This is a genomic window from Pseudomonas sp. Hp2 (assembly GCF_006386585.1).
Classification (GTDB): Bacteria; Pseudomonadota; Gammaproteobacteria; order Xanthomonadales; family Xanthomonadaceae; genus Pseudomonas_S; species Pseudomonas_S boreopolis.
The window spans coordinates 80,785-106,640 of record NZ_VAHJ01000002.1; the positions used below are offsets into that span (position 1 = coordinate 80,785).

At 70.6% G+C, this 25,856-nt stretch carries 22 protein-coding genes; 13 read left to right on the top strand and 9 right to left on the bottom strand.

Features of this window, described 5'->3' with window-relative positions; genetic code table 11:
- Nucleotides 1–8 precede the first annotated feature (8 nt).
- Nucleotides 9–878 (bottom strand): DMT family transporter, encoded by an 870-nt coding sequence (locus FD678_RS05325; RefSeq protein WP_256661868.1) that lies wholly within the window; start codon nt 876–878, stop codon nt 9–11.
- A gap of 121 nt (nt 879–999) precedes the next feature.
- Here FD678_RS05325 and FD678_RS05330 point away from each other — a divergent pair, with 121 nt between their 5' ends.
- The 4 genes from FD678_RS05330 (at nt 1,000) to FD678_RS05345 (ending at nt 6,349) form a co-directional block, all read left to right on the top strand.
- The gene (locus FD678_RS05330) at nt 1,000–2,430 is read left to right on the top strand and encodes an aminotransferase-like domain-containing protein (RefSeq protein ID WP_140720127.1); all 1,431 of its coding nucleotides are present in this window, start codon (nt 1,000–1,002) and stop codon (nt 2,428–2,430) included.
- A 99-nt stretch (nt 2,431–2,529) separates the two neighbouring features.
- Nucleotides 2,530–4,365 carry a DNA mismatch repair endonuclease MutL gene (gene mutL / locus FD678_RS05335; protein WP_140720129.1) on the top strand — a complete coding sequence of 612 codons (1,836 nt, stop codon included), beginning with the start codon at nt 2,530–2,532 and terminating at the stop codon, nt 4,363–4,365.
- Between the two features lie 2 nt (nt 4,366–4,367).
- Nucleotides 4,368–5,321: a DUF1684 domain-containing protein gene (locus FD678_RS05340; RefSeq protein ID WP_140720131.1), complete on the top strand. Its 954-nt coding sequence runs from the start codon at nt 4,368–4,370 to the stop codon at nt 5,319–5,321.
- The gene (locus tag FD678_RS05345) at nt 5,318–6,349 is read left to right on the top strand and encodes a TraB/GumN family protein (protein WP_218569531.1); all 1,032 of its coding nucleotides are present in this window, start codon (nt 5,318–5,320) and stop codon (nt 6,347–6,349) included. The genes FD678_RS05340 and FD678_RS05345 overlap by 4 nt, the downstream gene beginning before the upstream one ends.
- Before the next feature lie 69 nt (nt 6,350–6,418).
- On the opposite strand, the gene phaR is transcribed toward FD678_RS05345, so the two are convergent.
- The 3 genes from phaR to gluQRS all read right to left on the bottom strand — a co-directional run bounded on the left by phaR (nt 6,419) and on the right by gluQRS (nt 8,818).
- Entirely contained in the window at nt 6,419–6,946 is a 528-nt protein-coding gene (gene phaR, locus FD678_RS05350) for a polyhydroxyalkanoate synthesis repressor PhaR (protein ID WP_140720133.1), read from the bottom strand.
- A 162-nt stretch (nt 6,947–7,108) separates the two neighbouring features.
- Complete coding sequence (locus FD678_RS05355) at nt 7,109–7,849, bottom strand: beta-ketoacyl-ACP reductase (protein WP_140720135.1); 741 nt, start codon at nt 7,847–7,849, stop codon at nt 7,109–7,111.
- Nucleotides 7,850–7,948: 99 nt separating this feature from the next.
- Nucleotides 7,949–8,818: a tRNA glutamyl-Q(34) synthetase GluQRS gene (gene gluQRS, locus FD678_RS05360; protein WP_140720137.1), complete on the bottom strand. Its 870-nt coding sequence runs from the start codon at nt 8,816–8,818 to the stop codon at nt 7,949–7,951.
- A gap of 100 nt (nt 8,819–8,918) precedes the next feature.
- On the opposite strand from gluQRS, the gene htpX reads away from it, so the two are divergent.
- Nucleotides 8,919–9,797, top strand: a complete 879-nt coding sequence (gene htpX / locus FD678_RS05365) for a protease HtpX (protein ID WP_140720139.1) — start codon at nt 8,919–8,921, stop codon at nt 9,795–9,797.
- A gap of 66 nt (nt 9,798–9,863) precedes the next feature.
- Here the strand turns inward: htpX and FD678_RS05370 are convergent, their stop codons facing one another.
- The 3 genes from FD678_RS05370 to FD678_RS05380 all read right to left on the bottom strand — a co-directional run bounded on the left by FD678_RS05370 (nt 9,864) and on the right by FD678_RS05380 (nt 13,799).
- Nucleotides 9,864–11,930 carry an EAL domain-containing response regulator gene (locus FD678_RS05370; RefSeq protein WP_140720141.1) on the bottom strand — a complete coding sequence of 689 codons (2,067 nt, stop codon included), beginning with the start codon at nt 11,928–11,930 and terminating at the stop codon, nt 9,864–9,866.
- A 139-nt stretch (nt 11,931–12,069) separates the two neighbouring features.
- Nucleotides 12,070–13,251: an NAD(P)/FAD-dependent oxidoreductase gene (locus tag FD678_RS05375; RefSeq protein ID WP_140720143.1), complete on the bottom strand. Its 1,182-nt coding sequence runs from the start codon at nt 13,249–13,251 to the stop codon at nt 12,070–12,072.
- Nucleotides 13,248–13,799: a YaeQ family protein gene (locus FD678_RS05380; RefSeq protein WP_140720145.1), complete on the bottom strand. Its 552-nt coding sequence runs from the start codon at nt 13,797–13,799 to the stop codon at nt 13,248–13,250. Before FD678_RS05380 ends, FD678_RS05375 begins: the two co-directional genes overlap by 4 nt.
- Before the next feature lie 284 nt (nt 13,800–14,083).
- Here FD678_RS05380 and FD678_RS05385 point away from each other — a divergent pair, with 284 nt between their 5' ends.
- From FD678_RS05385 to FD678_RS05420, 8 genes are all read left to right on the top strand, one after another.
- On the top strand, nt 14,084–14,293 hold the full coding sequence (locus tag FD678_RS05385) for a cold-shock protein (protein WP_140720147.1): 210 nt from the start codon (nt 14,084–14,086) through the stop codon (nt 14,291–14,293).
- Nucleotides 14,294–14,446: 153 nt separating this feature from the next.
- Nucleotides 14,447–15,136, top strand: a complete 690-nt coding sequence (locus FD678_RS05390) for a glutathione S-transferase (RefSeq protein ID WP_140720149.1) — start codon at nt 14,447–14,449, stop codon at nt 15,134–15,136.
- 4 nt (nt 15,137–15,140) lie between these two features.
- Nucleotides 15,141–16,700: a protein adenylyltransferase SelO gene (locus tag FD678_RS05395; protein WP_140720151.1), complete on the top strand. Its 1,560-nt coding sequence runs from the start codon at nt 15,141–15,143 to the stop codon at nt 16,698–16,700.
- A gap of 170 nt (nt 16,701–16,870) precedes the next feature.
- Nucleotides 16,871–18,022 (top strand): efflux RND transporter periplasmic adaptor subunit, encoded by a 1,152-nt coding sequence (locus FD678_RS05400; RefSeq protein ID WP_140720153.1) that lies wholly within the window; start codon nt 16,871–16,873, stop codon nt 18,020–18,022.
- Between the two features lie 7 nt (nt 18,023–18,029).
- A complete protein-coding gene (locus tag FD678_RS05405; protein WP_177497665.1) occupies nt 18,030–21,134 on the top strand; it encodes an efflux RND transporter permease subunit in 3,105 nt (1,034 codons plus the stop codon).
- A 681-nt stretch (nt 21,135–21,815) separates the two neighbouring features.
- Nucleotides 21,816–22,370 carry an adenine phosphoribosyltransferase gene (locus FD678_RS05410; RefSeq protein WP_140720157.1) on the top strand — a complete coding sequence of 185 codons (555 nt, stop codon included), beginning with the start codon at nt 21,816–21,818 and terminating at the stop codon, nt 22,368–22,370.
- A 24-nt stretch (nt 22,371–22,394) separates the two neighbouring features.
- On the top strand, nt 22,395–22,850 hold the full coding sequence (locus FD678_RS05415) for a GNAT family N-acetyltransferase (protein ID WP_140720159.1): 456 nt from the start codon (nt 22,395–22,397) through the stop codon (nt 22,848–22,850).
- 202 nt (nt 22,851–23,052) lie between these two features.
- Nucleotides 23,053–23,274, top strand: a complete 222-nt coding sequence (locus tag FD678_RS05420) for a hypothetical protein (RefSeq protein ID WP_140720161.1) — start codon at nt 23,053–23,055, stop codon at nt 23,272–23,274.
- A gap of 2 nt (nt 23,275–23,276) precedes the next feature.
- Here the strand turns inward: FD678_RS05420 and dbpA are convergent, their stop codons facing one another.
- Together dbpA and FD678_RS05430 are read right to left on the bottom strand one after the other, a co-directional pair.
- Nucleotides 23,277–24,653, bottom strand: coding sequence for an ATP-dependent RNA helicase DbpA (dbpA, locus tag FD678_RS05425; protein WP_140720163.1), 1,377 nt, complete (start codon nt 24,651–24,653; stop codon nt 23,277–23,279).
- A gap of 35 nt (nt 24,654–24,688) precedes the next feature.
- Nucleotides 24,689–25,780, bottom strand: a complete 1,092-nt coding sequence (locus FD678_RS05430) for a YeiH family protein (RefSeq protein ID WP_140720165.1) — start codon at nt 25,778–25,780, stop codon at nt 24,689–24,691.
- Nucleotides 25,781–25,856 lie beyond the last annotated feature (76 nt).

Consider the following 25,856-nt stretch of genomic DNA (forward strand, 5'->3'; position numbering starts at 1 on the left):
TTGCCGGGTCAGGCGAAGCGCCTGGCCAGGGCCACGAAGACCACCACCAGGCCGGCGGTGAGGACCATGCTCCAGGCCACCGGTTCGCGCAGCACCCAGCCGGCCAGCATCAGCCCGAGGAACGGTTGCAGCAGCTGCAGCTGGCCCACGCTGGCGATCCCGCCGAGGGCCAGGCCGCGGTACCAGAACACGAAGCCGATCAGCATGCTGAACAACGAGACGTAGCCCAGTCCGATCCAGGCCGGCGCGCCGATGCCCGCGGCGCTGCCGGGCAGGGTCGCCCATGCGATCGGCAGCATGACCGGCAGGGCCAGCACGAGCGCCCACGAAATGACCTGCCAACCGCCCAGGCGTCGCGAGAGCACGGCGCCCTCGGCGTAGCCGAGCCCGCACAGCACGATCGCGGCGACCATCAGCAGGTCGCCCGCCGCGGAAGCGGCCGTGCCGTTGGACAGCGCGAAGCCGACGACGGTGGCGCTGCCCAGGAGCGAGAAGGCCCAGAACAGCGGCTTGGGGCGTTCGTTGCCGCGCAACACCGCGAAGATCGCGGTGGCCAGCGGCAGCAGGCCGACGAAGACGATCGAGCGCGCCGAGGTGATGTGCTGCAGGGCGAGCGCGGTCAGCAACGGGAAGCCGATCACCACGCCGGCCATGACGATCGCCAACGGCGCCAGGTCCCGGCGCGCCGGCCGCGCCTGGCGCAGCAGGAGGAGCAGGGCGCCGCCCAGCAGCCCGGCGATCAGCGCGCGCGCCGAGGTCAGGAACATGGGCGGGAAGCCGGCGATCGCCACGCGCGTGGCCGGCAGCGAGCCGCTGAAGATGGCCACGCCGAGCAGCCCGCTGCCCCAGCCATCGATCATCGTCCTGGTGTCGCTCATGCCGCCGGCCTCCTGGAGTGGAGCGCGACTCTAGCGATCGCCGGACCGCCGCGAACAGCGACGATCCAATACAATCCGCCCGAACTGTATCGGTCCCACGAGGGATACACCTGGACCCGAAATGGCGGAGCGTACCGGCGCGAAGACGGCCGCGGTGATGGAGCAGATCCGCGCGAAGATCGCCAGCCGCGCCTTCGCCGCGGGCGATCGCCTGCCGTCGATCCGCAGCCTGGCGGATGCGATGGCGGTATCGCCCGCGACCGTCGTGGAGGCCTACGACCGGCTGGCGGCGGAAGGCTGGGTCCAGGCCCGGCGCGGCTCGGGCTTCTATATCGCCGCCTCGGTGTTGCCGCCGCTGGACCTGACACGGCAGGCGGGCGTCCAGGAGCGCGTCGTCGATCCGTTCTGGGTGTCGCGGCAGGCGCTGGACGCGGAGCGCGGCGCGCTGAAGCCCGGGTGCGGCTGGCTGCCGGCCGACTGGATGCCGGCGGGAGCGCTGCGGAGCGCGTTCCGCGCGCTCGCGCGCGCCGACGCGGAGGTGCTCACCGACTACGGCGGCACGCAAGGGGCGCCGGCGCTGCGCCGGCTGCTGCTGGCGCGCTTCGGCGCGGAAGGCATCGAGGCGGCCCCCAACCAGTTGCTGTTGACGGCATCCGGCACCCAGGCGCTCGACCTGGTCTGCCGGTTCCTGCTGCGGCCCGGCGACACCGTGCTGGTGGACGATCCGTGCTACTTCAATTTCCGCGCCTTGCTGCGGGTGCACCAGGTCGCCCTGCTGGGCGTGCCGTACACGCCCACGGGGCCGGACATGGCGCGTTTCGAGGCCATCCTCGCCTCCGAGCGGCCGCGCCTGTACATCACCAACTCCGCGCTGCACAACCCGACCGGGGCGACGCTCTCGCCGCAGGTCGCGCACCGCCTGCTCAACGCCGCGGCGAGGCATGGCCTGACCATCGTCGAGGACGACATCTTCGCCGACTTCGAGCCGGAGCCGTCGCCGCGGCTCGCCGCGCTGGACGGGCTGGACCGGGTGGTGCGGATCGGCAGTTTCTCTAAGACGCTGTCGGCTTCGCTGCGCTGCGGCTACATCGCCGCGCGCGCCGACTGGGTCGAGGCGCTGGTCGACCTGCAGGTGGCCACCGGTTTCGGCGGACCCGGCCCGGCGGCGGCCGAGACGATCGCGCACGTGCTGGCCGGTGGCGGCTACCGCAAGCACATGGACCAGCTCCGCCTGCGGCTGCTGCGCGCGCGCCGCGACGTCGCCGCCCGGCTGCGCGCGCTCGGGATCGAGCCCTGGCTGATGCCGCGCGGCGGCTTCTATCTCTGGTGCCGCCTGCCGGAAGGGCTGCGGGCGGTGGACGTGGCGAAGGCGGCGCTCGCGGAGAACATCGTCCTGGCGCCCGGCGACGTGTTCAGCGTCTCCGCGGGCGCGCCGGCGTTCCTGCGCTTCAATGTCGCCCAGTCCGGCGATCCGCGCATCTGGGAGACACTGCGTCGCATCGTCGGGCCGGGCGCAAGAACCGCCGGGCGCTCGGCTATCATCCCGGATTGATTCCCGATGGCGGCGCGACGCGCCGGACGCAGTACCGATGCCCCACTTCCCGCCCGCTCCCGTTCCGCTCCCGTCGCCGGCAACCGAGGGAGGCGCGCGATGAGCATCCGCCAGCTGCCCGAGATCCTGATCAACCAGATCGCCGCCGGCGAGGTGGTGGAGCGGCCCGCGTCCGTGGTCAAGGAACTGGTGGAGAACGCGATCGACGCCGGCGCCAGCCGGGTCGACATCGAACTGGAGGAGGGCGGGGTGCGCCTGATCCGGATCCGCGACAACGGCGGCGGCATCGCGCCGGAGGAACTGCCGCTGGCGGTGTCGCGCCATGCCACCAGCAAGATCGCCTCGCTCGACGACCTGGAATCGGTGGCGACGCTGGGCTTCCGCGGCGAGGCGCTGCCGTCGATCGCCTCGGTGAGCCGCTTCACCCTGGCCTCGCGCCGCCCGCAGGACGAGCATGGCGCCGCATTGCAGGTGGAGGGCGGCAAGGTCGGCGAGGTCGCGCCGCGTGCGCATGCGCCCGGCACCACGGTGGAGGTGCGCGAGCTGTTCTACAACGTGCCGGCCCGCCGCAAGTTCCTGCGCGCCGAGCGCACCGAGCTGGGCCATATCGAGGAGTGGCTGCGTTCGCTGGCGCTGGCGCGCCCGGACGTCGAGCTGCGGGTGTCGCACAACGGCAAGCCGTCGCGCCGCTACAAGCCCGGCGACCTGTATTCGGACGTGCGCCTGGCCGAGACGCTGGGCGAGGACTTCGCGCGGCAGGCGCTGCGGGTGGACCACAGCGGCGCCGGCCTGCGCCTGCACGGCTGGATCGCCCAGCCGCACTACTCGCGCGCCAGCGCCGACCAGCAGTACCTGTACGTCAACGGGCGCTCGGTGCGCGACCGCAGCGTCGCGCACGCGGTCAAGATGGCCTACGGCGACGTGCTCTACCACGGCCGCCAGCCGGCCTACGTGCTGTTCCTCGAACTGGACCCGTCGCGGGTGGACGTCAACGTGCACCCGGCCAAGCACGAGGTGCGCTTCCGCGACGCGCGCTTGATCCACGATTTCGTCTACCGCACCTTGCAGGATGCCCTGGCGCAGACCCGCGCCGGCACCACGCCGGTCGCGGCCCATGCCGCGGAAGCCGCGGGCGGCGCCACGTTCGCGGCCCCGGCATTCCAGGGCGGCGGCGGCGCGCCGCCGCAGTGGAAGCCCACGCAATCGCCGCTCGGCCTGCGCGTGGCCGATGCTCCTGCGGCCTACGCGGCCTTGTATGCGCCGCCGGAGAACCCCGTTGCCGAGGCCGCGCCGTCGCCGGGCATCGGCGTGGCGCAGGTGGGCCTGCCGCCGACCGACGAGGTCAGCGGGGTGCCGCCATTGGGCTATGCGATCGCGCAATTGCACGGTATCTACATCCTGGCGGAGAACGCCGAGGGCCTGATCGTCGTCGACATGCACGCCGCCCACGAGCGCATCGGCTACGAGCGCCTGAAGAGCGCACACGACGGCATCGGCCTGCGCGCGCAGCCGCTGCTGGTGCCGATCACGCTCGCGGTGGGCGAGCGCGAGGCCGACGTCGCCGAACGCGAGGCGGAGACGCTGGCGCAGCTCGGGTTCGAAGTGACCCGCAGCGGTCCGGGGTCGCTGCACGTGCGCAGCATCCCCGCGCTGCTCGCCCATGCCGAGCCGGAGGCGCTGCTGCGGGACGTGCTCGGCGACCTGCGCGAACATGGCCAGAGCCGGCGCGTGGCGAGCGCGCGCGACGAGCTGCTGTCGACCATGGCCTGCCATGGCGCGGTGCGCGCCAACCGCCGGCTCACGATTCCGGAAATGAACGCCCTGCTGCGCGACATGGAAGCGACCGAACGTTCGGGGCAATGCAATCACGGGCGCCCGACCTGGGCGCGGTTCACGCTGGCGGAGATCGACCGCTGGTTCCTCAGGGGGCGTTGACGATGGTGCGGATCAGGGGATTGGGAGCGGGCCTGCTGGCGCTGCTCGCGTTGGCCGGATGCGGCCGTGAGGACGCACCGCAGCCGGCCCGGCCCGCCGAGGCGCTGGACCGGCAGTTCCTGGCCGAGACGCTGGCCTGGCGCGAGCAGCGGCTGGAGGAATTGCGCAAGCCGGACGGCTGGACCAGCCTGGTCGGCTTGCATTGGCTGGAACTGAAGGCGCACTACATCGGCAGCGGCCCCGACAGCGGCATCCGGCTCGCGGTCGGGCCGGCCAAGATGGGGCTGGTCTCGGTCGAAGGCGACAAGGTCTGGTTCACCCCGGAGAAGCACGCCGCGCTGACCGTGGACGGCAAGCCGCTCGCCGGGCGCATCCGTTTCTACAGCGATCGCGACGATGCCCCCACCACGATCGGTTTCGACGAGGGCAAGGGGCGGTTGACCCTGATCCAGCGCGGCGACCGGCGCGCGCTGCGGGTACGCCACGCCGACGCCGATTCGCGCGTGCGCTTCGCCGGGCTGGACTACTGGCCGGCCGACCCCGCATGGCGCGTCGAGGCGCGCTTCGTGCCGAACCCGGCCGGCAAGAAGATCCCGATCGTCGATATCGTCGGCATCACCACCGAGCAGCCCAATGCCGGCGCGGTCGAGTTCGAGAAGAACGGCAGGACCTACCGGCTGGAAGCGATCGGCGAGCCGGGGCACGAGCTGTTCATCGTGTTCGCCGACCGCACCAGCGGCCATGGCAGCTACCCGGCGGGCCGCTTCATCGACGCGGGCGCGCCGGACGCGCAGGGCAGGGTGGTGCTCGACTTCAACCGCGCCTACAACCCGCCGTGCGCGTTCACGCCGTTCGCCACCTGTCCGCTGCCGCCGCCGGAGAACCGGCTGGACCTGGCGGTCGCCGCGGGCGAGAAGAACTACCGCAAGCCGCACGCCGGAACGGGCGCGCCATGATGCGGGGCCTGCCGGCGGCGGTGCTGCGGCGTGCGTGGGCCAGCAACGGGCGCCGCCCTGGATGGGCGGTGGCGTGGATGTGCCTGTTGCTGTGGCTGGTTGCGGCGGGAGCGCCGGCCGTCGCCCGGGCGGAGAACGCTGCGCATCGCCCGCCGGTGCCGTTGTTGTGGAAGGTCAGCAAGGGCGATGCGCATCTGTACCTGCTGGGCTCGTTCCACCTGCTCAAGCCGGACGACTACCCCTTGTCGCCCGAGGTCGATCGCGCCTTCGCCGATGCGCGCAGGCTGGTGTTCGAGCTCGCCCCGGACGAGGTCGATTCGCCCGACCTGGGCAGGAAGATGATGCAGGCCGGACTGCGCAAGGACGGCTCCTCGCTGCGGCAGGAACTGGATGCGCCGACCTGGCAGAAATTGCAGGCGTATGCCGCGCGCCGCGGCCTGTCGCCGGAGCTGTTGCAGACCTACCAGGCATGGTTCGTGGGATTGACGATCAGCATCGCGGCGATGACCTCGCAGGGCATGGACCCGGCCCTGGGGCTGGACAGGCACTTCATGCAGCTGGCGCTCAAGGCCGGCAAGCCGGCCATCGGGCTGGAGCGCGCGGACGAGCAGATCGCGCTGTTGGCCGGGATGTCGCCGGAGGAACAGCGGCAGATGCTGGCCGAAGCGCTCGACGACGCGGACGGCGACGCCGGCCAGACCCGGCGCCTGCACGATGCCTGGCGCCGCGGCGACGCGGAGGTGCTCTGGAAGGAAATGGCCCAGGACATGCGCAGGCAGTACCCGGCGCTCTATCGCCGCATCAATGTCGAGCGCAACGATCGCTGGGTGCCGCGCCTGGAGCGGATGCTGCAGGCGGCGCCATCGCGCGGCAACGCGATGGTGGTGGTCGGTGCGCTGCACCTGCTCGGCGAGGACGGCGTGGTCGAAAAGCTGCGCGCGCGCGGTTACGCGGTGGAGCGGGTCGCGCCGCAGGGAAGCGAGGGCAGCAGCGACGGCGAACGCGCCGCCGCGCGCCAGCGAAGGTGAACCGGCAGGGGTTTCGCGATGCGTGCGGGGACGGCCGCGCTTCGCGCGCGGGCGCGACAGACTCCTGTTTCAGCGGCCGCCGCTGCGGGTCTTGCCGGTCGGGCCGGTCGTGCCCGGGGGCGGGGTGGAGCCGCCGCTCCCGGTGCCGGTCGGGCGCCCGAAGCCGGCGCTGAAGCTGCGCTGGAATTCCTGCCACAGCTCCAGGTTGCGCTCGGTGAGCTGGTTCATCATCGCCCACGGCGTCTGGCCCAGCAGGTTGCCCATCTGCTGGCGGAACTGCTGCTGTTGCTCCAGGAACACCTGCATGCTGCGCTCCAGGTAGTTGCCCATGAAGCCCTGCAGCGAATCGCCGTAGAAGCGGATGATCTGGCTCAACAGCTGGGTCGAGAGCATCGGCTCGCCGTCGGATTCCTGGTCGGCGATGATCTGCAGCAACACTGAACGGGTCAGGTCCTCGCCGCTCTTGGCGTCGCGCACCTCGAACTCCTCGCCGTCGATGATCAGCTGCCGCACGTCCTCGATCGTGATGTAGCTGGAGATCTCCGTATCGTACAAGCGGCGGTTCGGGTACTTCTTGATGATGCGCAGTCCAGCCATGGAGCGGTTACTCGTGACGGTCAGGCGCTCAGGATGGCGCAGCGCAGCAGCGCTTGCAACCAACGAAAGTCAGGGCGGCCGGCGGTTCCCGGCGCCGGGCATGCTGCGCAGCATGGATTCCGCCGCGATTTCAGCGTGTTGCGCCGGGTGCAGCATCGGCGCTCACCAGCCCATGTGGTGGCCGCCGTTGATGTCGAGGTTGGAGCCGGTGATCCAGGCGGCTTCCTCGGCGACCAGGAACGCGACCGCGTAGGCGATTTCCTCCGGCTTGCCGAGGCGGCCGGTCGGGATGTCCGCGATGATCTTGGCGCGCACTTCCTCCGGCACCGCCATCACCATGTCGGTGGCGACGTAGCCGGGCGAGACGGTGTTGACCGTGATGCCGAACGCGGCGTTCTCGCGCGCCAGCGAGATGGTGAAGCCATGCATGCCGGCCTTGGCCGCCGCGTAGTTGGCCTGCCCGTACTGGCCCTTCAGGCCGTTGATCGAGCTGATCTGGATGATCCGCCCCCAGCCGCGCTTGCGCATGCCCTCGATCACCGGGCGGGTGACGTTGAACACCGAGTTGAGGTTGGTGTTGATGACCTCGTGCCATTGCTCCGGGGTCATGCGGTGGAAGGTGGTGTCGCGGGTGATGCCGGCGTTGTTGACCAGCACCTCGACGGGCCCCAGCCCGGCTTCCACGTCGGCGACCAGCGCGCGCGCGTGTTCCGGCGAGGCGACGTCGCCGCGGAACAGCGCGATGTCGTAGCCGTCCGCGCGCATGCGCTGCTGCCATTGCCGCGCCTTTTCCTCGTCGCGGTAGTTGGTGGCGATCCGGTGCCCTTGGTCGGCCAGGCGCTTGCAGATGGCGGTGCCGATGCCGCCGGTGCCGCCGGTGACCAGTACGACGCGGGATGTCATGCGGGGATGCTCCAGGGAAGCGACGGGAGGGGGACCGGCGATTCTAGAGCGTGTCGCGCGCTTTGCGGCGGATGCGGGCCCGGCCGGGCCGGCGGCGCGTCAGGCGCGCGACAGCGTGCGCGGAATTCGTTCCGGCCTGAAATGTTGCAGCATGCGCTGCAGCATCCGCTCCGGCGCGGCCTGGCCGGCCAGGACCGCCGCGTCCTGGCCCAGGCAGCCCCAGGCGCGGCGCAGCGCGGGGGCGGGGTCCGCATCGTCCAGCGGTCGCGCGGCGTCCGACTTGGAAAGCTTGTGGCCGGCGGCGTCCAGCACCAGCGGCAGGTGCAGATAACGCGGGATCGGCAGGCCGAGCGCCTCGTGCAGCAGGATCTGCCTGGGCGTGGAGTCCAGCAGGTCGGCGCCGCGCACCACGTCGGTGATGCCCTGGTCGGCATCGTCCACGACCACCGCCAGCTGGTAGGCCCAGTAGCCGTCCGCGCGGCGCAGCACGAAGTCGCCGACCTCGGCGTACACGTCCTGCTCGACCGGCCCCTGCAGGCCATCGACGAAGCCGGCGCGGCTCCCGGGCGCTACCCGCAGCCGCACCGCCCGGCGCGCGGGCGCGGCGGGGGCGACGCAGCGGTGGTGGATGCCGCCGGCCGCGGCGAGCTCGCTGCGGCTGCACCCGCAGGCGAAGGCCAGGCCATCGTGCAGCAGCCGCTCGAGCGCGGCCTGGTACAGCCCGTGGCGCTCGCTCTGGCGCACGACCGCGCCGTCCGGGTGCAGCCCGAACGCGTGCAGCGTGCGCAGCTGGGCGTCGGCGGCGCCGGGGACGGTGCGCGGCGGATCGATGTCCTCGATCCGCACCCGCCATTCGCCGCCGGCATGGCGGGCCAGCAACCAGCTGCCGAGCGCCGCCAGCAACGAGCCGAAGTGGAGCGGGCCGGTGGGCGAGGGCGCGAACCGGCCGCGGTAAGGAACCGGGGTCATGACTGGCTGAATCGTCAGTCAGGTTCCGTCTTGATTTCAAGCCTGCCACCCCGCAGATTCGCGGTATCCATCCATTCATCCAGGCGGAGCCTGCGCTTCCATGTTCAACCGTATCGCCCTTTTCCTCCTCACCAACTTCGCGGTGCTGGTCCTCGCCAGCGTGGTGATGTCGCTGCTGGGCGTGAACCCGTCGCAGATGAGCGGCCTGCTGGTCATGGCGGCGATCTTCGGCTTCGGCGGCTCCTTCATCTCGCTGCTGATGTCCAAGTTCATGGCCAAGCGCTCCACCGGCGCGCAGGTCATCACCGAGCCGCGCAATCCCACCGAGCGCTGGCTGCTCGAGACGGTGCGCCGCCAGGCCCAGGCCGCCGGCATCGGCATGCCGGAAGTGGCGGTCTACGAAGGCCCGGAGATCAACGCCTTCGCCACCGGCGCCAACCGCAACAACGCCCTGGTGGCGGTGTCCACCGGCCTGCTGCACAACATGACCGAGGACGAGGCCGAGGCGGTGCTGGGCCACGAGATCGCGCACGTGGCCAACGGCGACATGGTGACGATGGCGCTGTTGCAGGGCGTGCTCAATACCTTCGTGATCGTGCTGGCGCGCGTGGTTGGCGGCGTGGTGGACAGCGCGATGTCCGGCAACCGCGACGGCGGCCGCGGCTTCGCCTACTACATCATCGTGTTCGTGCTGGAGATGGTGTTCGGCCTGTTCGCGACGATGATCGCGATGTGGTTCTCGCGCCGGCGCGAGTTCCGCGCCGACGCGGGCGGCGCCCAGCTGGCCGGCCGCCAGAAGATGATCGCGGCGCTAGAGCGCCTGCAGCTCAATCATGGCCAGAGCACGCTGCCGAACCAGATCGCGGCGTTCGGCATCGCCGGCGGCGTCGGTGACGGCCTGCGCAAGCTGTTCCTGAGCCATCCGCCGCTGCCCGAGCGCATCGCCGCGCTGCGTGCCGCCAACGGCACGGTGGTCTGACCGACGAAGGGCCCGCGTTTGCGGGCCCTTCGCTTTCGGGACCGGGACCAGGCAGGAACGTCGGGATCAGAATTCGAAGTTCATCGCCGGGCTCGCCGGTGCGACGAAGTCGCCTTGCACGTAGTCCACGCCGGCGCTGAACAGGGCGCTGATCGAGGCGGCATCGGCGACGAACTCGGTCACGGTCACGACGCCGGCGCTGCCGGCCCGCCCGGTGATCTCGCGGATCTTGTCCTGGCTTTCCTTGCTGCTCGCGACCTCGGCGCTGATGCCGCGGTCCAGGCGCAGGAAGCTCGGGCGGAAATGCGCCAGCAACTGGAAGGAATCCAGGCCAGAACCGAACTGCTCCAGCCCGACCTTGCAGCCGAACGCGGCGACCTCGGCGAGGAACTGCTGCGCGTTCTTGAGGTGGGTGAACACCTTCGATTCCTGGACTTGCAGCCACAGCCGCTCGCCCGGCACGCGCTGGGCGGCAAGCTGTTCGCGGATCGTCGCGAGCATGCGCGGGTTGGCGAACGACTCCGGGCCGATCCGCACCATCACATGGGTGGCATGGCCGGCGCGCTGGCGCTCGCCGATCGCCTTGATCGCCCGTTCCACCACCCACAGGTCGATGTCGGCGATCAGGCCGTGCTCCTCGGCGATGTCCAGGAACACCGACGGCGGCACCAGCTCGCCGTTGCGCTCCAGGCGCAGGAAGCCCTGGTACAGCTCCAGCGGCTCGCCCTGGAGGTTGAGCACGGGCTGGTAGTGCAGCAGGAAGCCGTTGCCGCGCAGCGCGTCGCGCAGTTGCTCCAGCCAGCGCTGGATGCGTTCTTCCTCGGCGCGATCGACCGCGCTGGGATCGAAGATGTCCAGGCCGTTGCCGCCCAGCTCGACGCAGGAGCGCACGCACTCCGCGCCGCGCTTGAGCACCTGGCCGATGCTGGCGATCTTCTCGCCGATCTGGACCCCGCCGATGCTCACCGTGACCGTGACCGACCGGTCGCCGATCGCGAACACGTGCCGGGCGAACGCCTCGCGGACCCGCTCGGCGGTGGTGGTGGCGCGCAGGTAGTCGCCTTCCATGAGGACGGCGAAGCTGTTCTCGCCGAAGCGGGCGACGGTGACGTCCTCGTCCAGCAGGGAGGCCAGGTAGCGGGCCATCGCCGCGATCAGCGCATCGGCCGAGTCCAGGCCGATCTCCGGCAGGATGCGGGCGTAGTGGTCGGGTTCGATCAGCAGGAAGCCGGACTGCCGGCCGCCGCGGCTGGCCTGGGCCACCGCGTTCTCCAGCGCCATCATGAAGGTCGGGCGGTTGAGCAGCCCGGTGACGGCGTCGCGCTGGCGCAGTTCCTCGACCTCGCGCGCCAGTTCCGGGTCCAGCTCCTCGCGCTTGCGGAACACCACCTGGACGCAGGCCTCGCCCTCGTAGGTGGCGGTGGCGAACTCCATCGTCGCCGGGAACGTGCCGCCTTCCAGCGTGCGCGCATCGACCTTGTACTGCGCCGGCGGCGGCTCGCCGCGCGACATCGACTTGAGCAGCTGCTTGAAATCCTCGACGTGCTGCGGGGCGATCATGTCCAGCAGCGAGATGCCTTCCACGTCCTCGAACGACTCGAACCCGAACATCTCCAGGTAGGCGTCGTTGGCGCGGATGTGCATGCCTTCGTGGACGTAGGCGATCGGGTCGCGCGAGGAGGCGATCAGCGCGTCGCAGCGGCGCTCGGTCTCGCGCATCTGCGCCTCGATCCGGCGCAGGTCGCGGCGGGCGAGCAGGTCGGCCCATTCCCTGCGGACCACCGCCAGCAGGTGCTCGGGGCGCTGGCGCAGCGCGATCGCGCGGACGCCGTGCGCGGCGGCCTCGACCCATTCGTCCTCGTCGATGCGGTCGGCGAGCAGGACCAGCGGCACGTCCTTGCCGCTGGCGGCGATGCGTTGCTGCAGGGCCGGCATCGGGATGGCTAGGGAACGGGCGGCGAGCACCAGGTCGATCTGGCCGCCCAGCATCGTTGCCATGTCCTCCGCGTTCTGCGGGCGCGAGGGGCGCACCGCGATGCCGCTGTTGCGCAGATGGGTGACGATGCCCTCCGCGCGCTCTCCGCTGTCGTCGACGATCATCAGGCGGAGCGTGAGGTCTTTGCCGTTCTGCATTCAGGTCTCCCCCGGGGACGGGGTTTAATACATGATCGGGTGCATCGGAGTCCATTGAGAGGGATGGGGGATCCGGGACCGGGGAGCCGCGAAAAGCGACGTCGTTCGCACATCCCATCCCGAATTCCCGATCCCGGCCCTAGGCCGCCTCGCCGGCGGCATGGCCCGAGGCCCAGGCCCACTGGAAGTTGTAGCCGCCCAGCCAGCCGGTGACGTCCAGCACCTCGCCGACGAAGTACAGGCCCGGCACGCGGCGCGACTCCATGGTCGAGGACGAGACCTGGTCGGTGGACACGCCGCCCAGCGTGACCTCGGCGGTGCGGTAGCCCTCGGTGCCGCTGGCCACCAGCGGCCAGGCGGACAGCAGCTCGGCTGCGGCACGCAGTTCGCGCTCGTCCAGCTGGCGGACCGGCTTGTCCGGCAGCCAGACCTCGCACAGGCGCTGGGCGAAGCGGCGTGGCAGCACGTCGCCCAGCACGGTGCGCAGCTCGGAGGCCCCGCGCGTCCTCTTCTGCTCGCGCAGCCATTGACCGGCATCCAGGCCGGGCAGCAGGTCCAGGCGCAGGTCGTCGCCCGGCTGCCAGTAGGAGGAGATCTGCAGGATCGCCGGGCCGCTGACGCCGCGGTGGGTCAGCAGCATGAAATTGCGGAAGCCGACGCCATGGCAGCTGGCTTCCACCGGCACCGCGACGCCCGACAGGTCCCGAAGGCGCTCCTGGTGCTTGCCGGACAAGGTCAGCGGCACCAGCCCGGCCCGGGTCGGCAGCACCTCGTGGCCGAAGCGGCGGGCGATCTCGTAGCCGAAGCCGGTCGCGCCGAGGCTGGGGATCGACAGGCCACCGGTCGCCACCACCAGCGACCGGCACAGGAACCGGCCCTGGGCGGTGTCCACGACGAAGCCCTCGCTGCCGCGCTCGATGCCGGTGACGGCGCAATGCGTGCGGATCTGCACGCCGGCGGCCTGGCATTCGTCGACCAGCATCTTCACGATCAGCTTGGAGGAGACGTCGCAGAACAGCTGGCCCAGCTCCTTCTCGTGCCAGGCGATGCCATGGCGCTCGACCATGCCGAGGAAGTCGGAAGGGGTGAAGCGCGCCAGCGCCGACTTGCAGAAGTGCGGGTTGGCGGAGATGAAGTTGGCCGGGGAGGTGCCGGTGTTGGTGAAATTGCAGCGCCCGCCGCCGGACATCAGGATCTTCTTGCCGACCTTGTTGGCGTGCTCGACCACCTGGACGCGGCGCCCGCGCTGGCCGGCGGTCAGCGCCGCCATCAACCCGGCCGCGCCGGCGCCGATCACCAGCACGTCGCAGGCGACGCTCATGCCGAGGCGGCCTTGCGCGTGGCCGGGACGATGCTCAGCACGTCGCCGTCCTCGCCGATCAGCTGCACCTCGCCGTCCTGGATCAGCACGTTCAGGCGCATGCCGCGCTGGATCCGGCCGCCCAGCGCCTCGACGCTGCCGGCGTCGATGTCGATCACCTGCAGGTTGGCGAAGCGCGCCAGCGCCGGGCCGTACTTCTTCCACCACATCTCGGCGGCGTTGCCGCCGTAGTTGACCACCGCCACCTCGGCGGCGCGGTTGCAGGCCTTGCGCACGCGCGACTCGTCCGGCTGGCCAAGGTCGATCCACAGCGCGATCTCGCCGGTGTAGTCGCGCTGCCACAGGTCCGGTTCGTCGTCGGTGCTCAGGCCCTTGCCGAACTCCAGCCGCTCGCGCGCGAACAGGGCGAACGCCAGCAGCCGCACCATCAGGCGCTCATCGGTCTCGGAGGGGTGCTGGGCCAGGGTCAGGTTGTGGGTGGCGTAGTAGCCACGGTCCAGGTCGCTTATCTGCAGTTCGGCCTTGCGAATGGTGGCGGTGAGGGCCATCGGGATGCCTGCGGCAAAGGGCGGCATGATACGCGCGGCCACCGCCCGGGCCACCCGGGGCCGGGCCCGGTCGGGAAGATGAACGTGCGGGAGTCGCTTTTTCCCGAAAACCCTAGTAATGTGCGCGCCACTGTGTTTGCTAGGGTCACCGTGAATCGTGGCCTGGTGCTGCCGATCATCCGATCCGCTCCATCGTTCCGCTTTACCCACACCTGCAACTCAGTCTCGGCCCCGGGGTCCCGGTGGTCGCGATTAATCCCAACATGTTTCAGGAGCAAGTAAAGATGTCTGATCGTCAACACGGAACGGTTAAGTGGTTCAACGATGCCAAGGGCTTCGGCTTCATCACCCCGGAAAGCGGCCCGGACCTGTTCGTCCACTTCCGCTCGATCCAGGGCAATGGCTTCAAGTCGCTGCAGGAAGGCCAGAAGGTGAGCTTCATCGCCGTGCAGGGCCAGAAGGGCATGCAGGCCGACCAGGTGCAGGCGCTGTAATCGTGCCGGCCACCGACAGGTCGCCAGGACGCCGGGGACGCAAGTCCCCGGCGTTTTCTTTTGTGCGGGCCTTGGCAAGAACGCGCGCGTCCCTGCGGGGATTCCCCGGGGCGGCGTAACATCCGAGGCCCGTCTTCGTTCGCCCGGGCCTTCATGATCTCCGTCCATCACCTCGAGAATTCCCGTTCGCAGCGCGTGCTCTGGCTGCTGGAGGAACTGGCGCTGCCTTACCAGGTGGTGCGCTACGCGCGCGATCCGGAGACGCTGCTGGCGCCCCCCGAGCTGCGCGCGATCCACCCGCTGGGCAAGTCGCCGGTGGTGGTGGATGGCGACCACGTGCTGGCCGAGTCCGGTGCGATCCTGGAATACCTGGTCGACCGCTACGACAGCGAGCGGGTACTTTCGCCGACGCCGCGCCCGGTGGATTCGCCCGAGCGGCTGCGCTTCCGGTACTGGTTGCATTACGCGGAGGGCTCGGCGATGCCGCCGCTGTTGATGGCGCTGGTGTTCAACCGGATCCGCTCGGCGAAGATGCCGTTCTTCGTGCGCCCGGTCGCGCGCATGATCGCCGACAGGGCGATGCAGGGCTTCGTCGGGCCGCAACTCAAGCTGCACCTGGACTGGATGGAACGCGAACTGGGCGAGAGCGGCTGGTTCGCCGGCGAGCGTTTCACCGCGGCGGACATCCAGATGAGCTTCCCGGTGCAGGCCGCGGCCGCGCGCGCCGGCGGCCTGGAGGGACATCCGCGATTGCAGGCCTTCCTGCGGCGTATCGAAGCGCGCCCGGCCTACCGTGCGGCGCTCCAGCAGGGCGGCCCCTTCGGGGCGCTCGGCGCGGGCTGAGGCGATGGCGGCGCTGGTCTTCGACAATCGCTTCGTCGCCGAGCTGCCGGGCGATCCGGAGAGCGGGCCGCGCCAGCGCCAGGTGGAAGGCGCGCTGTGGTCGCCGGTGATGCCGACGCCGGTGGCGGCGGCGCGCTTGCTGGCGTACTCGCCCGAGGTCGCGGCGCGGATCGGGTTCGATGCCGCCGACCTGGCCGGGGTTGAGTTCGCCCAGGTGTTCGCCGGCAACGCGCTCTACCCCGGCATGCAGCCGTATGCCGCCAACTACGGCGGGCACCAGTTCGGGCACTGGGCCGGGCAGCTCGGCGACGGCCGTGCGATCTCGCTGGGCGAGGTGCTCGGGAGCGACGGGCAGCGCCACGAGCTGCAGCTGAAAGGGGCAGGGCGCACGCCTTATTCGCGCGGTGCCGACGGCCGCGCGGTGCTGCGTTCCTCGATCCGGGAATTCCTCTGCAGCGAGGCGATGCACCATCTCGGCGTGCCGACCACGCGCGCGCTGAGCCTGGTGGCCACCGGCGAGGTGGTGGTGCGCGACATGTTCTACGACGGCCACCCGCGCGCGGAGCCCGGCGCGATCGTGTGCCGGGTCGCTCCGTCATTCGTGCGTTTCGGCAGCTTCGAACTGCCGGCCTCGCGCGGCGACGCGGCGCTGTTGCGGCGGCTGGCCGATTTCACGATCTCCCGGGACTTTCCCGGGCTGCAGGACCGGGACGGGCCGGGCTACGCGGCCTGGTTCGCGCAGGTGTGCGAGCGCACCGCCGAACTGGTGGCGCACTGGATGCGGGTGGGTTTCGTGCACGGGGTGATGAACACCGACAACATGTCGATCCTGGGATTGACGATCGACTACGGCCCCTACGGCTGGGTGGACGACTACGACCCGGACTGGACCCCCAACACCACCGATGCCCAGGGCCGCCGCTACCGTTTCGGTACCCAGCCGCAGGTCGCGTACTGGAACCTGGGGCGGCTGGCGCAGGCCTTGTCGCCGCTGTTCGCGGACGCGGAGCCGCTGAACGCCGGCCTGGAGCGGTTCCGCGCCACCTACCTGGCATGCCAGCGGCGCGACACGGCGGCCAAGCTCGGGCTGGCGGAATGCCGGGAAGGCGACCTGGAGCTGGCCGGCGAGCTCTACGCGCTGATGCAGCGGGCGGAGATGGACATGACGCTGACCTTCCGCAGCCTCGTCGAGGTGGCCCCGGATGCGCCCTCGGCCGAGCCGCTGATGCCGGCCTTCTATTCGGCGGACAAGCGCGATGCGGCCTTGCCGGCGCTGCGCGACTGGCTGGTGCGCTACCTGGCGCGCGTGGAAGCCGACGGCGGCGCCGCGGCGGCGCGGCGCCAGCGGATGCAACGGGCGAACCCGCGCTACGTGCTGCGCAACTACCTGGCCCAGCAGGCGATCGACCGGGCCGAGCAGGGCGACATGGGCGGCATCCAAGAGCTGATGGAGGTGATGCGGCGTCCCTACGAGGACCAGCCGGGACGGGAGGCGTTCGCGGCGAAGCGCCCGGACTGGGCGCGCGACCGAGCCGGATGCTCGATGCTTTCCTGCAGTTCCTGATCGCGCGATCGGCGGCCGGAGGCTTCCGGTCTTCCCCGGCCGAGCCTGCCGGGATGCAGGGCGTCGGCGGAGAACGCTCGACCGCGGTGCCGGTTGACCAACCATTGGCACGTACCCCGCGCCCACCCCAACCTATAATCTCGACGGCAGTCCCGACTCCAATCCCCCGCATGCCCTCGCTCCGACTGTTTTTCCGGGGAGCCCCCGTTGCGTTCGCCTTGTCGCTCGCCGGCCTGCTCAGTGCCTGCCATGGCAGCGACGAGAAAAAGACCGCCGGGCCCAAGCAGGTCGCCGTCGTCACCCTCGCTCCCGAGAAGGTGACCCTCACCACCGAACTGGCCGGCCGGGCCGTGGCTTCCGAAGAGTCGGAAGTGAGGCCGCAGGTCAGCGGCATCCTGCAGCGCCGGCTGTTCGAGGAGGGCAGCGAGGTCCGCGCCGGGCAGCCGCTGTTCCAGATCGAGCCGACGCTCTACCAGGCCGCCGCGCGCCAAGCGGAGGCCGACCTGAGCAATGCCGAGGCGGCGCTGGCGACCACGCGCCTGAAGGCCGAGCGCTACCGCTCGCTGGGCCGTGGCCAACTGGCCGCACAGCAGGACATCGACGATGCCGAGGCCGCCTACCGCCAGGCGATCGCCAACCGCGACGCGGCTTCGGCGGCGCTGCAGACCGCGCGCACCAACCTGCGCTTCGCCACGGTGGATGCGCCGATCGGCGGGCGCATCGGCCGCTCGCTGGTGACCCCCGGCGCATTGGTGACCGCCAACCAGGCCGGCGCGATCGCCAAGATCCAGAAGCTCGATCCGATGAACGTGGACCTGACCCAGTCGGGCAGCCAGTACCTGGCGCTGCGCCGCGAGATCGCCGCCGGCGGCGTGCTGCCGGCGTCCACCGAGGTCAAGCTGAAGCTCGCCGACGGTACCGACTACCCGTTGCCGGGGCGGCTGGAATTCGCCGACATCGACGTCGCCGAGGACACCGGCACGGTCACGCTGCGCGCGCAGTTCCCCAATCCCGACCGGCAACTGCTGCCGGGCATGTACGTGCGCGCCATCGTCGAGCAGGGCGTGCGCGAGCGGGCCATCCTGGTGCCGCAGGCGGCGGTGGACCGCACGCCGCGCGGGCTCGCCCAGGTGTGGGTGGTCGGCAAGGACGGCAAGGCCTATCGCCGCGAACTGAAGACCGCGCGCGCGGTGGGGGACCGCTGGCTGGTGGACGCCGGGCTGGCGGCGGGCGACCAGGTCGTCGTCGAGGGGGCGCAGGGACTGGCCGAAGGAATGCCGGTGAAGGTGGCCCCGGCCGCCAGCGTCGCCGGCGGAGGCTGAGCCGGTGCTGCCGCGTTTCTTCATCCACCGCCCGATCTTCGCCTGGGTACTGGCGATCTGCATCATGGCCGCCGGCGCGATCGCGGTGGCGACGCTGCCGGTCGAGCAGTACCCGGACATCGCCCCGCCGACGGTCAGCATCACCGCCAACTACAACGGCGCCTCCGCGCAGACCGTCGAGGACAGCGTCACCCAGGTGATCGAGCAGCAGATCAAGGGCATCGACCACCTGCTGTACTTCTCCTCGACCAGCTCCTCGTCGGGGCAGTCGCGCATCACCGTCACCTTCGACCAGAGCGCCGACCCGGACATCGCCCAGGTGCAGGTGCAGAACGCGGTCAACCAGGCGCTCAACCGGTTGCCGCAGGAGGTGCAGGACCAGGGCGTGGTGGTGGCCAAGTCGCAGGGCGACAGCCTGATGGTGGTGGCGCTGTACGACACCACCGACACGCTCGACAGCGTGGACCTGTCGGACTACCTGGTCAGCAACCTGCAGGACCCGGTGAGCCGGCTCAACGGCGTCGGCGAGATCAACGTGTTCGGCGCCCAGTACGCGATGCGGGTGTGGCTGGACCCGCACAAGCTCAACGCGTTCAAGCTGATGCCCTCGGACGTGACCAGCGCGATCCAGGCGCAGAACACCCAGGTCACCGCCGGCGAACTCGGCGCGCTGCCGACCGGGCCGGAGCAGGCGCTCAACGCCACGGTCACCGCGCAATCGCGGTTGCGGACGCCGGAGCAGTTCGAGGACATCATCCTGAGCACCCGGCCGGACGGCTCGGCGGTGCGGCTGCGCGACGTGGCCCGGGTCGAGATCGGCGCGGAGAACTACCAGAGCTGGACCTGGCTCAACGGCCATCCGGCCGCGGGTTTCTCGCTGACGCTGTCCTCCGGCGCCAACGCGATGGAGACCTCCGACGCGGTGCGCGCGCTGGTCGAGCGGATGAAGCCACGCTTCCCGCACGGCGTGGAGGTCGCCTATCCGCGCGACGGCACGCCGTTCGTGCGGGTGTCGATCGAGGGCGTGGTGCACACCCTGGTCGAGGCGATCGTGCTGGTCGTGGTGGTGATGTACCTGTTCCTGCAGAACTGGCGCGCCACGCTGATCCCGGCGATCACCGTGCCGGTGGTGCTGCTGGGCACGTTCGGCCTGCTGGCGGTGGCGGGCTTCACCATCAACACGCTGACCCTGTTCGCGATGGTGCTGGCGATCGGCCTGCTCGTGGACGATGCGATCGTGGTGGTCGAGAACGTCGAGCGCATCATGCACGAGGAGCACCTGCCGCCGCTGGAGGCCACCGAGCGCTCGATGGGGCAGATCACCGGCGCGCTGGTCGGCATCACCGTGGTGCTCGGCGCGGTGTTCGTGCCGATGGCGCTGTTCGGCGGCGCCACCGGCATCATCTACCGGCAGTTCTCGCTGACGATCGTGTCGGCGATGGCGCTGTCGGCGCTGGTCGCGCTGACGCTGACCCCGGCGCTGTGCGCCACGCTGCTGGCGCCGGTGGAGCGCGAGCGGCCGCAGGGGCGTTTCTTCCGCGGCTTCAACCGGCTGGTCGAACGCAGCCAGGCGGGCTACCAAAGCCGGCTGGGCCGGCTGCTGGACCGGCCGCGCCGCTGGGTGGCGCTGTACTTGCTGGTGGTGCTGGTGGTGGCCGTCCTCTACCAGCGCCTGCCGACCGGCTTCCTGCCGGTGGAGGACCAGGCGCAGGTGCAGGTGCAGTTCACCACGCCGGAGGGCACGCCGCTGGCGAAGACCCAGGAGGTCGGCAAGCGCATCAGCGACTACTTCATGCGCGAGGAGAAGGACAACCTCAACGTGATCTTCATGGTGATCGGCCGCAACCAGGCCGGCGTCGGCCAGAACGCCGGCCAGGCGTTCGCCGGGCTGAAGGACTGGAAAGAGCGCGGCCGCGACGGCTCCGCGCAGGCGATCATCGATCGCGCCAACGCCTACTTCCGTCGTTTCGGCGACGCCAGGATCACGGTGCTCTCGCCGCCGTCCGTGCGCGGCCTCGGCCAGTCGAGCGGCTTCGAGGTGTGGCTGCGCGACGCCGACGGCGTGGGCCGCCCGGCGCTGGACCAGGCGCGGCAGCAACTGGTGCAGCAGGCCAGCGACGACCCGCAACTGGCGGCGGTGCGCTACAACGGCCTGGGCGACAAGGCGCAGCTGCAGGTCGACGTGGACCAGGCGCAGGCGCGCGCGCTCGGCCTGGCCCAGAGCGACATCAACGGCACGTTGTCGATCGCCTGGGGCGGGCGCTACGTGAACGACTTCATCGACCGCGGCCGGGTCAAGCGCGTGTACGTGCAGGGCGACGCGCCGTATCGCTCGCTGCCGCAGGACATCGACCAGTGGTACGTGCGCGGCAGCGACGGGCAGATGGCGCCGTTCTCGGCGTTCGCCTCCACCCATTGGACGCGCGGCCCACAGCTGTTGCAGCGTTTCAACGGCCTGGCGGCGGCGCAGATCCAGGGCGCGCCGGCGACCGGGCGCAGTTCCGGCGAGGCGATGCGGCGGATCGAGGCGCTGGCGGCCGAGCACCCGGGCTTCGACCTGGCCTGGAGCGGACTGTCCTACCAGGAGCGGATGGCCAGCAACCAGGCGATCTGGTTGTATGCGGCGTCGATCCTGTTCATCTTCCTGTGCCTGGCGGCGCTGTACGAGAGCTGGTCGATCCCGGTGGCGGTGATGCTGGTGATCCCGCTGGGCCTGATCGGTACGGTCGCCGCGACGACGCTGGTCGGGTTCGTCAACGACATCTATTTCCAGGTGGGCCTGTTGACCACGATCGGCCTGTCGGCCAAGAACGCGATCCTGATCGTGGAGTTCGCCGAGGCGCAGCATCGCGCGGGCCGTTCGCTGATGCAGGCGGCGCTGGAAGGGGCGCGGCTGCGCCTGCGGCCGATCGTGATGACGTCGCTGGCGTTCGTGGCGGGCGTGCTGCCGTTGGCGTTGTCGACGGGGGCGGGTGCGGCCAGCCGGCGCGAGATCGGCGTGAGCGTGATCGGAGGCATGGTGACGGGTACGTTGCTGGCGATCTTCCTGGTGCCGATGTTCTTCGTGCTGGTGCGGGGATTGTTCCAGCGGCGGAAGGCGGTTGCCGGTTGATGTCGTGAGGGATTGGTTGGGTTGGGTGTGTATGACTTTCCTACCATCGATCCGGTTCTCGCTATCTCCGTGCTGTCGTCCCCGCGAAGGCGGGGACCCAGCGACTTTGACGCCATCTATCCAGTCTCTATCCGTAATCCCACTGTCGTCATTTCCGCGAAGGCGGGAAGCGCTTTTCAGCGGGCGAATGGCTGATCATCCAGGGACTTTGCTTTTCGCTTTTTTTGCCTTTGGCTAGAAAGGCGAAAGCTTTCGCCTTGCGGCGAGTCACTTTTCTTTGCTTGTGCACGCGCGCCGCAGGAGCGGCGCCGCACGGCGAAGCCGGCCCGAAGGGCGCGGCACAAGGATGTGCCGCGTAAAGAAAAGTAACCAAAAGAAGCGCTTCACAGCAGCCGAACGGCTGATCAAGCACACCCCGCCTACGCGCCCGCAGCTACGCTGCGGGTCCGCGGAGCCGGCAGGATTTTTCGACGCGACCTCCTGTCGCGGCGAAAAACGACGCACATCCATGTGCGTCGCCCCTGCGGGGTTTTTCCCACCGTCTCCGCCGCTTCGGAGGGGCCCCGGCAAGTCAAACGGCAAAATCCACAGCCACAGCCACAGCCACAGCCACAGCATGGCTCGCTCGGGGGCTTGGTACGGCCTAGAATGGCCGCCCCCGCGATTTACCCGGTAATCGATATGAACGACGCCAGCCATGGCATGGCTTCCGCTGTGCCTGCGCACTGGGCCGATCTGATCCGCGACATTCCCGACTTTCCCAAGCCGGGCATCGTGTTCAAGGACATCACGCCGTTGCTCGCGGACGGGCCGGGCTTTGCTGCGGCAATCGCCGCGATGGCACAGCCCTGGCGGCAGGCATCGCCGGAGGCGGTGCTCGGGATCGAATCACGTGGGTTCATCCTCGGTGCGCCGCTTGCGCACGAGCTGCGCTGCGGCTTCGTGCCGGTGCGCAAGCCGGGCAAGCTGCCGGGGCGCACGGTCGGCCAGGAATATGCGCTGGAATACGGCACGGATCGGATCGAGATGCATGCCGACGTGTTGAAGCCCGGGGCGCGCGTGCTGATCGTCGACGACGTGCTGGCGACCGGCGGTACGCTGCTGGCCGCGATGGCGCTGGCGCGCAAGCTGGACCTGGACGTGATCGGCGCGGCGGTGCTGGTCGAGCTGAAGGCGCTGGCCGGGCGCGCTCGCTGGACCGGCGAGGTGCCGTTGCAGGCCACGTTGGCGTACTGAGCCAGCCCTCTTCGTACCGACGGCATGTCCGCCTTGGCCCGCCTGCGTCCGTACCGCGCCACCGACCTGGCCGCCTGCATCGCGCTGTTCGAGAGCAACGTGCCGGACTATTTCGGCGCGCACGAGCGCGGGGACTTCCTCGACAGCCTCGATGAAGACGGCCTGCGCTACTTCGTGCTGGAGGACTCCCGGGGCGAACTGCTCGGGTGCGGCGGCTATGCGCCGCATCCGGAGCCCTCGGCCGCCGGTCTGGTGTGGGGCATGGTCCGGCGCGATCTGCATGCGCACGGGCTCGGCACCCGCTTGCTGGAGGAGCGGCTCGAACGCATCCGCGCGGAAGGCCGCTTCGCCCGCGTGCTGATCGAGACCACGCCGATGAGCCAGGGCTTCTTCGCGCGCTTCGGCTTCGTGGTCCGGCGCATCGAACCGGATGGATTCGGGGGCGGCTACGACCTGGTGGAGATGGAGCTTCCTCTCTAGCGGGCACGGCCTGCCGGCACCGGCGGCCTCTCCCATGCCCGCCATGGCCGGATTCGTCGCGCCGGCGCCGGGCTTCGTCGCCGCAACCGGCGCTTCGTCGCCGCAACCGGCGCTTCGTCGCACGGCCGTTGCCGGGCAGGGAGGCCGCCCGCATGCTGCCGCTCACCGGAACCCCGGGTCCTCGATCGCTTCGGAGCTGCCCATGAAGACGCTGTTCGCCATCGCCGCCTGGTGCATCCTGTTCGTGCTGTGCTGGCCGCTGGCGTTGCTCGTGCTGCTGCTGTGGCCGCTGGTCTGGCTGCTCTCGCTGCCGTTCCGGCTGGTGGGCATCACCTTCGAGGCCCTGTTCGCGTTCCTGCGCGCGCTGCTGACGCTGCCCGCGCGCCTGCTCGGCGGGCGGCCGCGGGCGGCGCCGGCGGCCTGAACTCAGAGCTTGCGCACGCGGAACCGGCGGCCCTTGATCTTGCCGGCTTCCAGCCGTGCCAGCGCCTTGTCGGCCTGGGCGCGCGCCACCGCCACGTAGGAGCGGGTGGGGAAGATCGCGATCTTGCCGATCGCCGCGCCGGACAGCCCCGCATCGCCGGTCAGCGCCCCGAGGATGTCGCCGGGCCGCAGCTTGTCGGTCTTGCCGCCGTCGATGCGCAGCGTCGCCATCGCTGCCTGCGGCAGCTTCGGCGGCTTGCCGGTCGCCAGCGGGGCGTTGGAAAAGCGCAGCGGCTCGCCCAGTTCGGCTTCGACCAGCTGCGCTCGCGGCCGCTCGCGCGAGGCCACCAGGTTCAGCGCACGCCCGGCCTTGCCGGCGCGGGCGGTGCGGCCGATGCGATGGCGGTAGGTGGCCAGGTCGGTCGGCAGTTCGTAGTTGAGCACCACGTCGATGTCCTCGACGTCGAGCCCGCGCGCGGCCACGTCGCTGGCGACCAGCACGTTGCAGCTGCGGTTGGCGAAGCGCACCAGCACCTCGTCGCGGTCCCGCTGCTCCAGGTCGCCGTGCAGCGCCAGCGCGGAGAAGCCGAACTGCCGCAGCGAATCGGCGACTTCGTCCACGTCCTTGCGGGTGTTGCAGAACACCAGCGCCGATTCCGGCGCGAAGCGCAGCAGCAGCCCGGCCACCGCCTTCTGCCGGTGCGCCGGTTCGATCTCGAAGAATTGCTGGTCGATCGCGGGCGCGCTGTCGGCGCCGGCCACGGTGACCTCGACCGGCTCCTTCAGGAGCTGGCGGGCCAGGTCGCGGATCGCGTCGGGGAAGGTGGCCGAGAACAGCAGGCCCTGGCGGTCGCGCGCGCAGCGGCCGGCGATCTCCCGGATCGGCTCCTCAAAGCCCATGTCGAGCATGCGGTCGGCCTCGTCGAGGACCAGCGTGGCGACCTTGCCGAGGTTGAGCGCGCGCATGCGCGCCAGTTCCTGCACGCGCCCGGGCGTGCCGACCACTACGTGCGGGGCGTGCGCCTGCAGCGAGGCGACCTGCGGCTCGAGCGCGACGCCGCCGGTCAGCAGCGACAGCTTGAGGTTGGGGATGCCGGTGGCGAGCTTGCGCAGCTGCTTGCCGACCTGGTCGGCCAACTCGCGGGTGGGGCACAGCACCAGCGCCTGCACGCGCAGGTGCGACGGGTCGATGCGATCAAGCAGGCCCAGGCCGAACGCGGCGGTCTTGCCGCTGCCGGTCGGCGCCTGCGCGATCACGTCGCGGCCTTCCAGGATCGGCGGCAGCGCGAGCGCCTGCACCGGGGTCAGCGTGGTGTAGCCGAGGGCGTCGATGCCGGCGGCGAGCGCCGGCGAAAGCGGCAGCGTGGAGAATTCGGTCATGCGCCATTCTACCCGGCGGCCCGCGCCGCACCGGATCAACCGAACAGGCCGCGCACGCCGAGGTTGATCGCCAGGCCGCCCAGCAGCAGCCACGCGAACAGCAATCCGGCCAGCAACAGGGGGCGCGGGCCGGCCTGGCGCAGGGCCGAGACGTGCGTGGTCAAGCCGAGCGCGGCCATCGCCATCGCCAGCAGCACGGTGTCCAGCGCGTTGGCGGCCTGGACCAGCGGCGCCGGCAGCCAGTGCAGCGAGCCGAGGCCGACCACGGCCACGAAGCCGAACGCGAACCACGGCACCACGATCGGGCTGCCGGCCCGGCGCGCACCGGCGGCCGGCGCGCGCCGGTCGAGGCGCGCCAGCATCCACGACAGCAGCACCAGGAACGGCGCCAGCATCATCACCCGCACCATCTTGGCGATCACCGCGGCATCGGCGGCGTCGCTGCCGATCGCGCGGCCGGCGGCATAGACCTGCGCGACTTCGTGCACGGTCGAGCCGGCATAGAGCCCGTATTGCTCGGGCGTCATCGCCAGCCAGCCATGGTCGACGCCGACGCGGTACAGCAGCGGGTAGGCGAACATCGCCAGCGTGCCGAACACCACCACGGTGGCGACCGCCACGGTGACCTGCTCGGCCCGCCCGCGCACGACCGGTTCGGCGGCCATCACCGCGGCGGCCCCGCAGATCGAGCTGCCGGCGCCGACCAGCAGCGCGGTGCCGCGGTCCAGCCCCAGCAGGCGCGTGCCCAGCAGCCAGGCCAGCGCGAAGGTGCTTGCCAGCACCATCGCGTCGACCAGCACGCCGGTGCCGCCGACCTGGGCGACGTCCTGGAAGGTCAGGCGCAGCCCGTACAGCACGATGCCGGCGCGCAGCAGCGTGCCCTTGGACACGGCGACGCCGCTCCCGGCGGTGGAGCCCCAGGCCGGGTACAGCGTGTTGCCGAGCAGCATGCCGAGCACGATGGCCACCGTCAGCGCGCTCAGGCCATGCGCCTGCAGCCAGTCCAGCCGCGCCAACTGGAGCGAGGACAGCGCGATCGCCGCGGTGAGCAGCAGGCCGGGCAGCGGGGAAGGGCGGGAAGGGAGGCGCTCGGGAGAGCGGGCCGGCTGGACCGAGAGGGTATTCATCGAGGGTGCGGATAGCGGGAATACGCATAGCCTGGACCGGGCTCGATTACCTGTAAAACAGGTTGTATCGTTATGG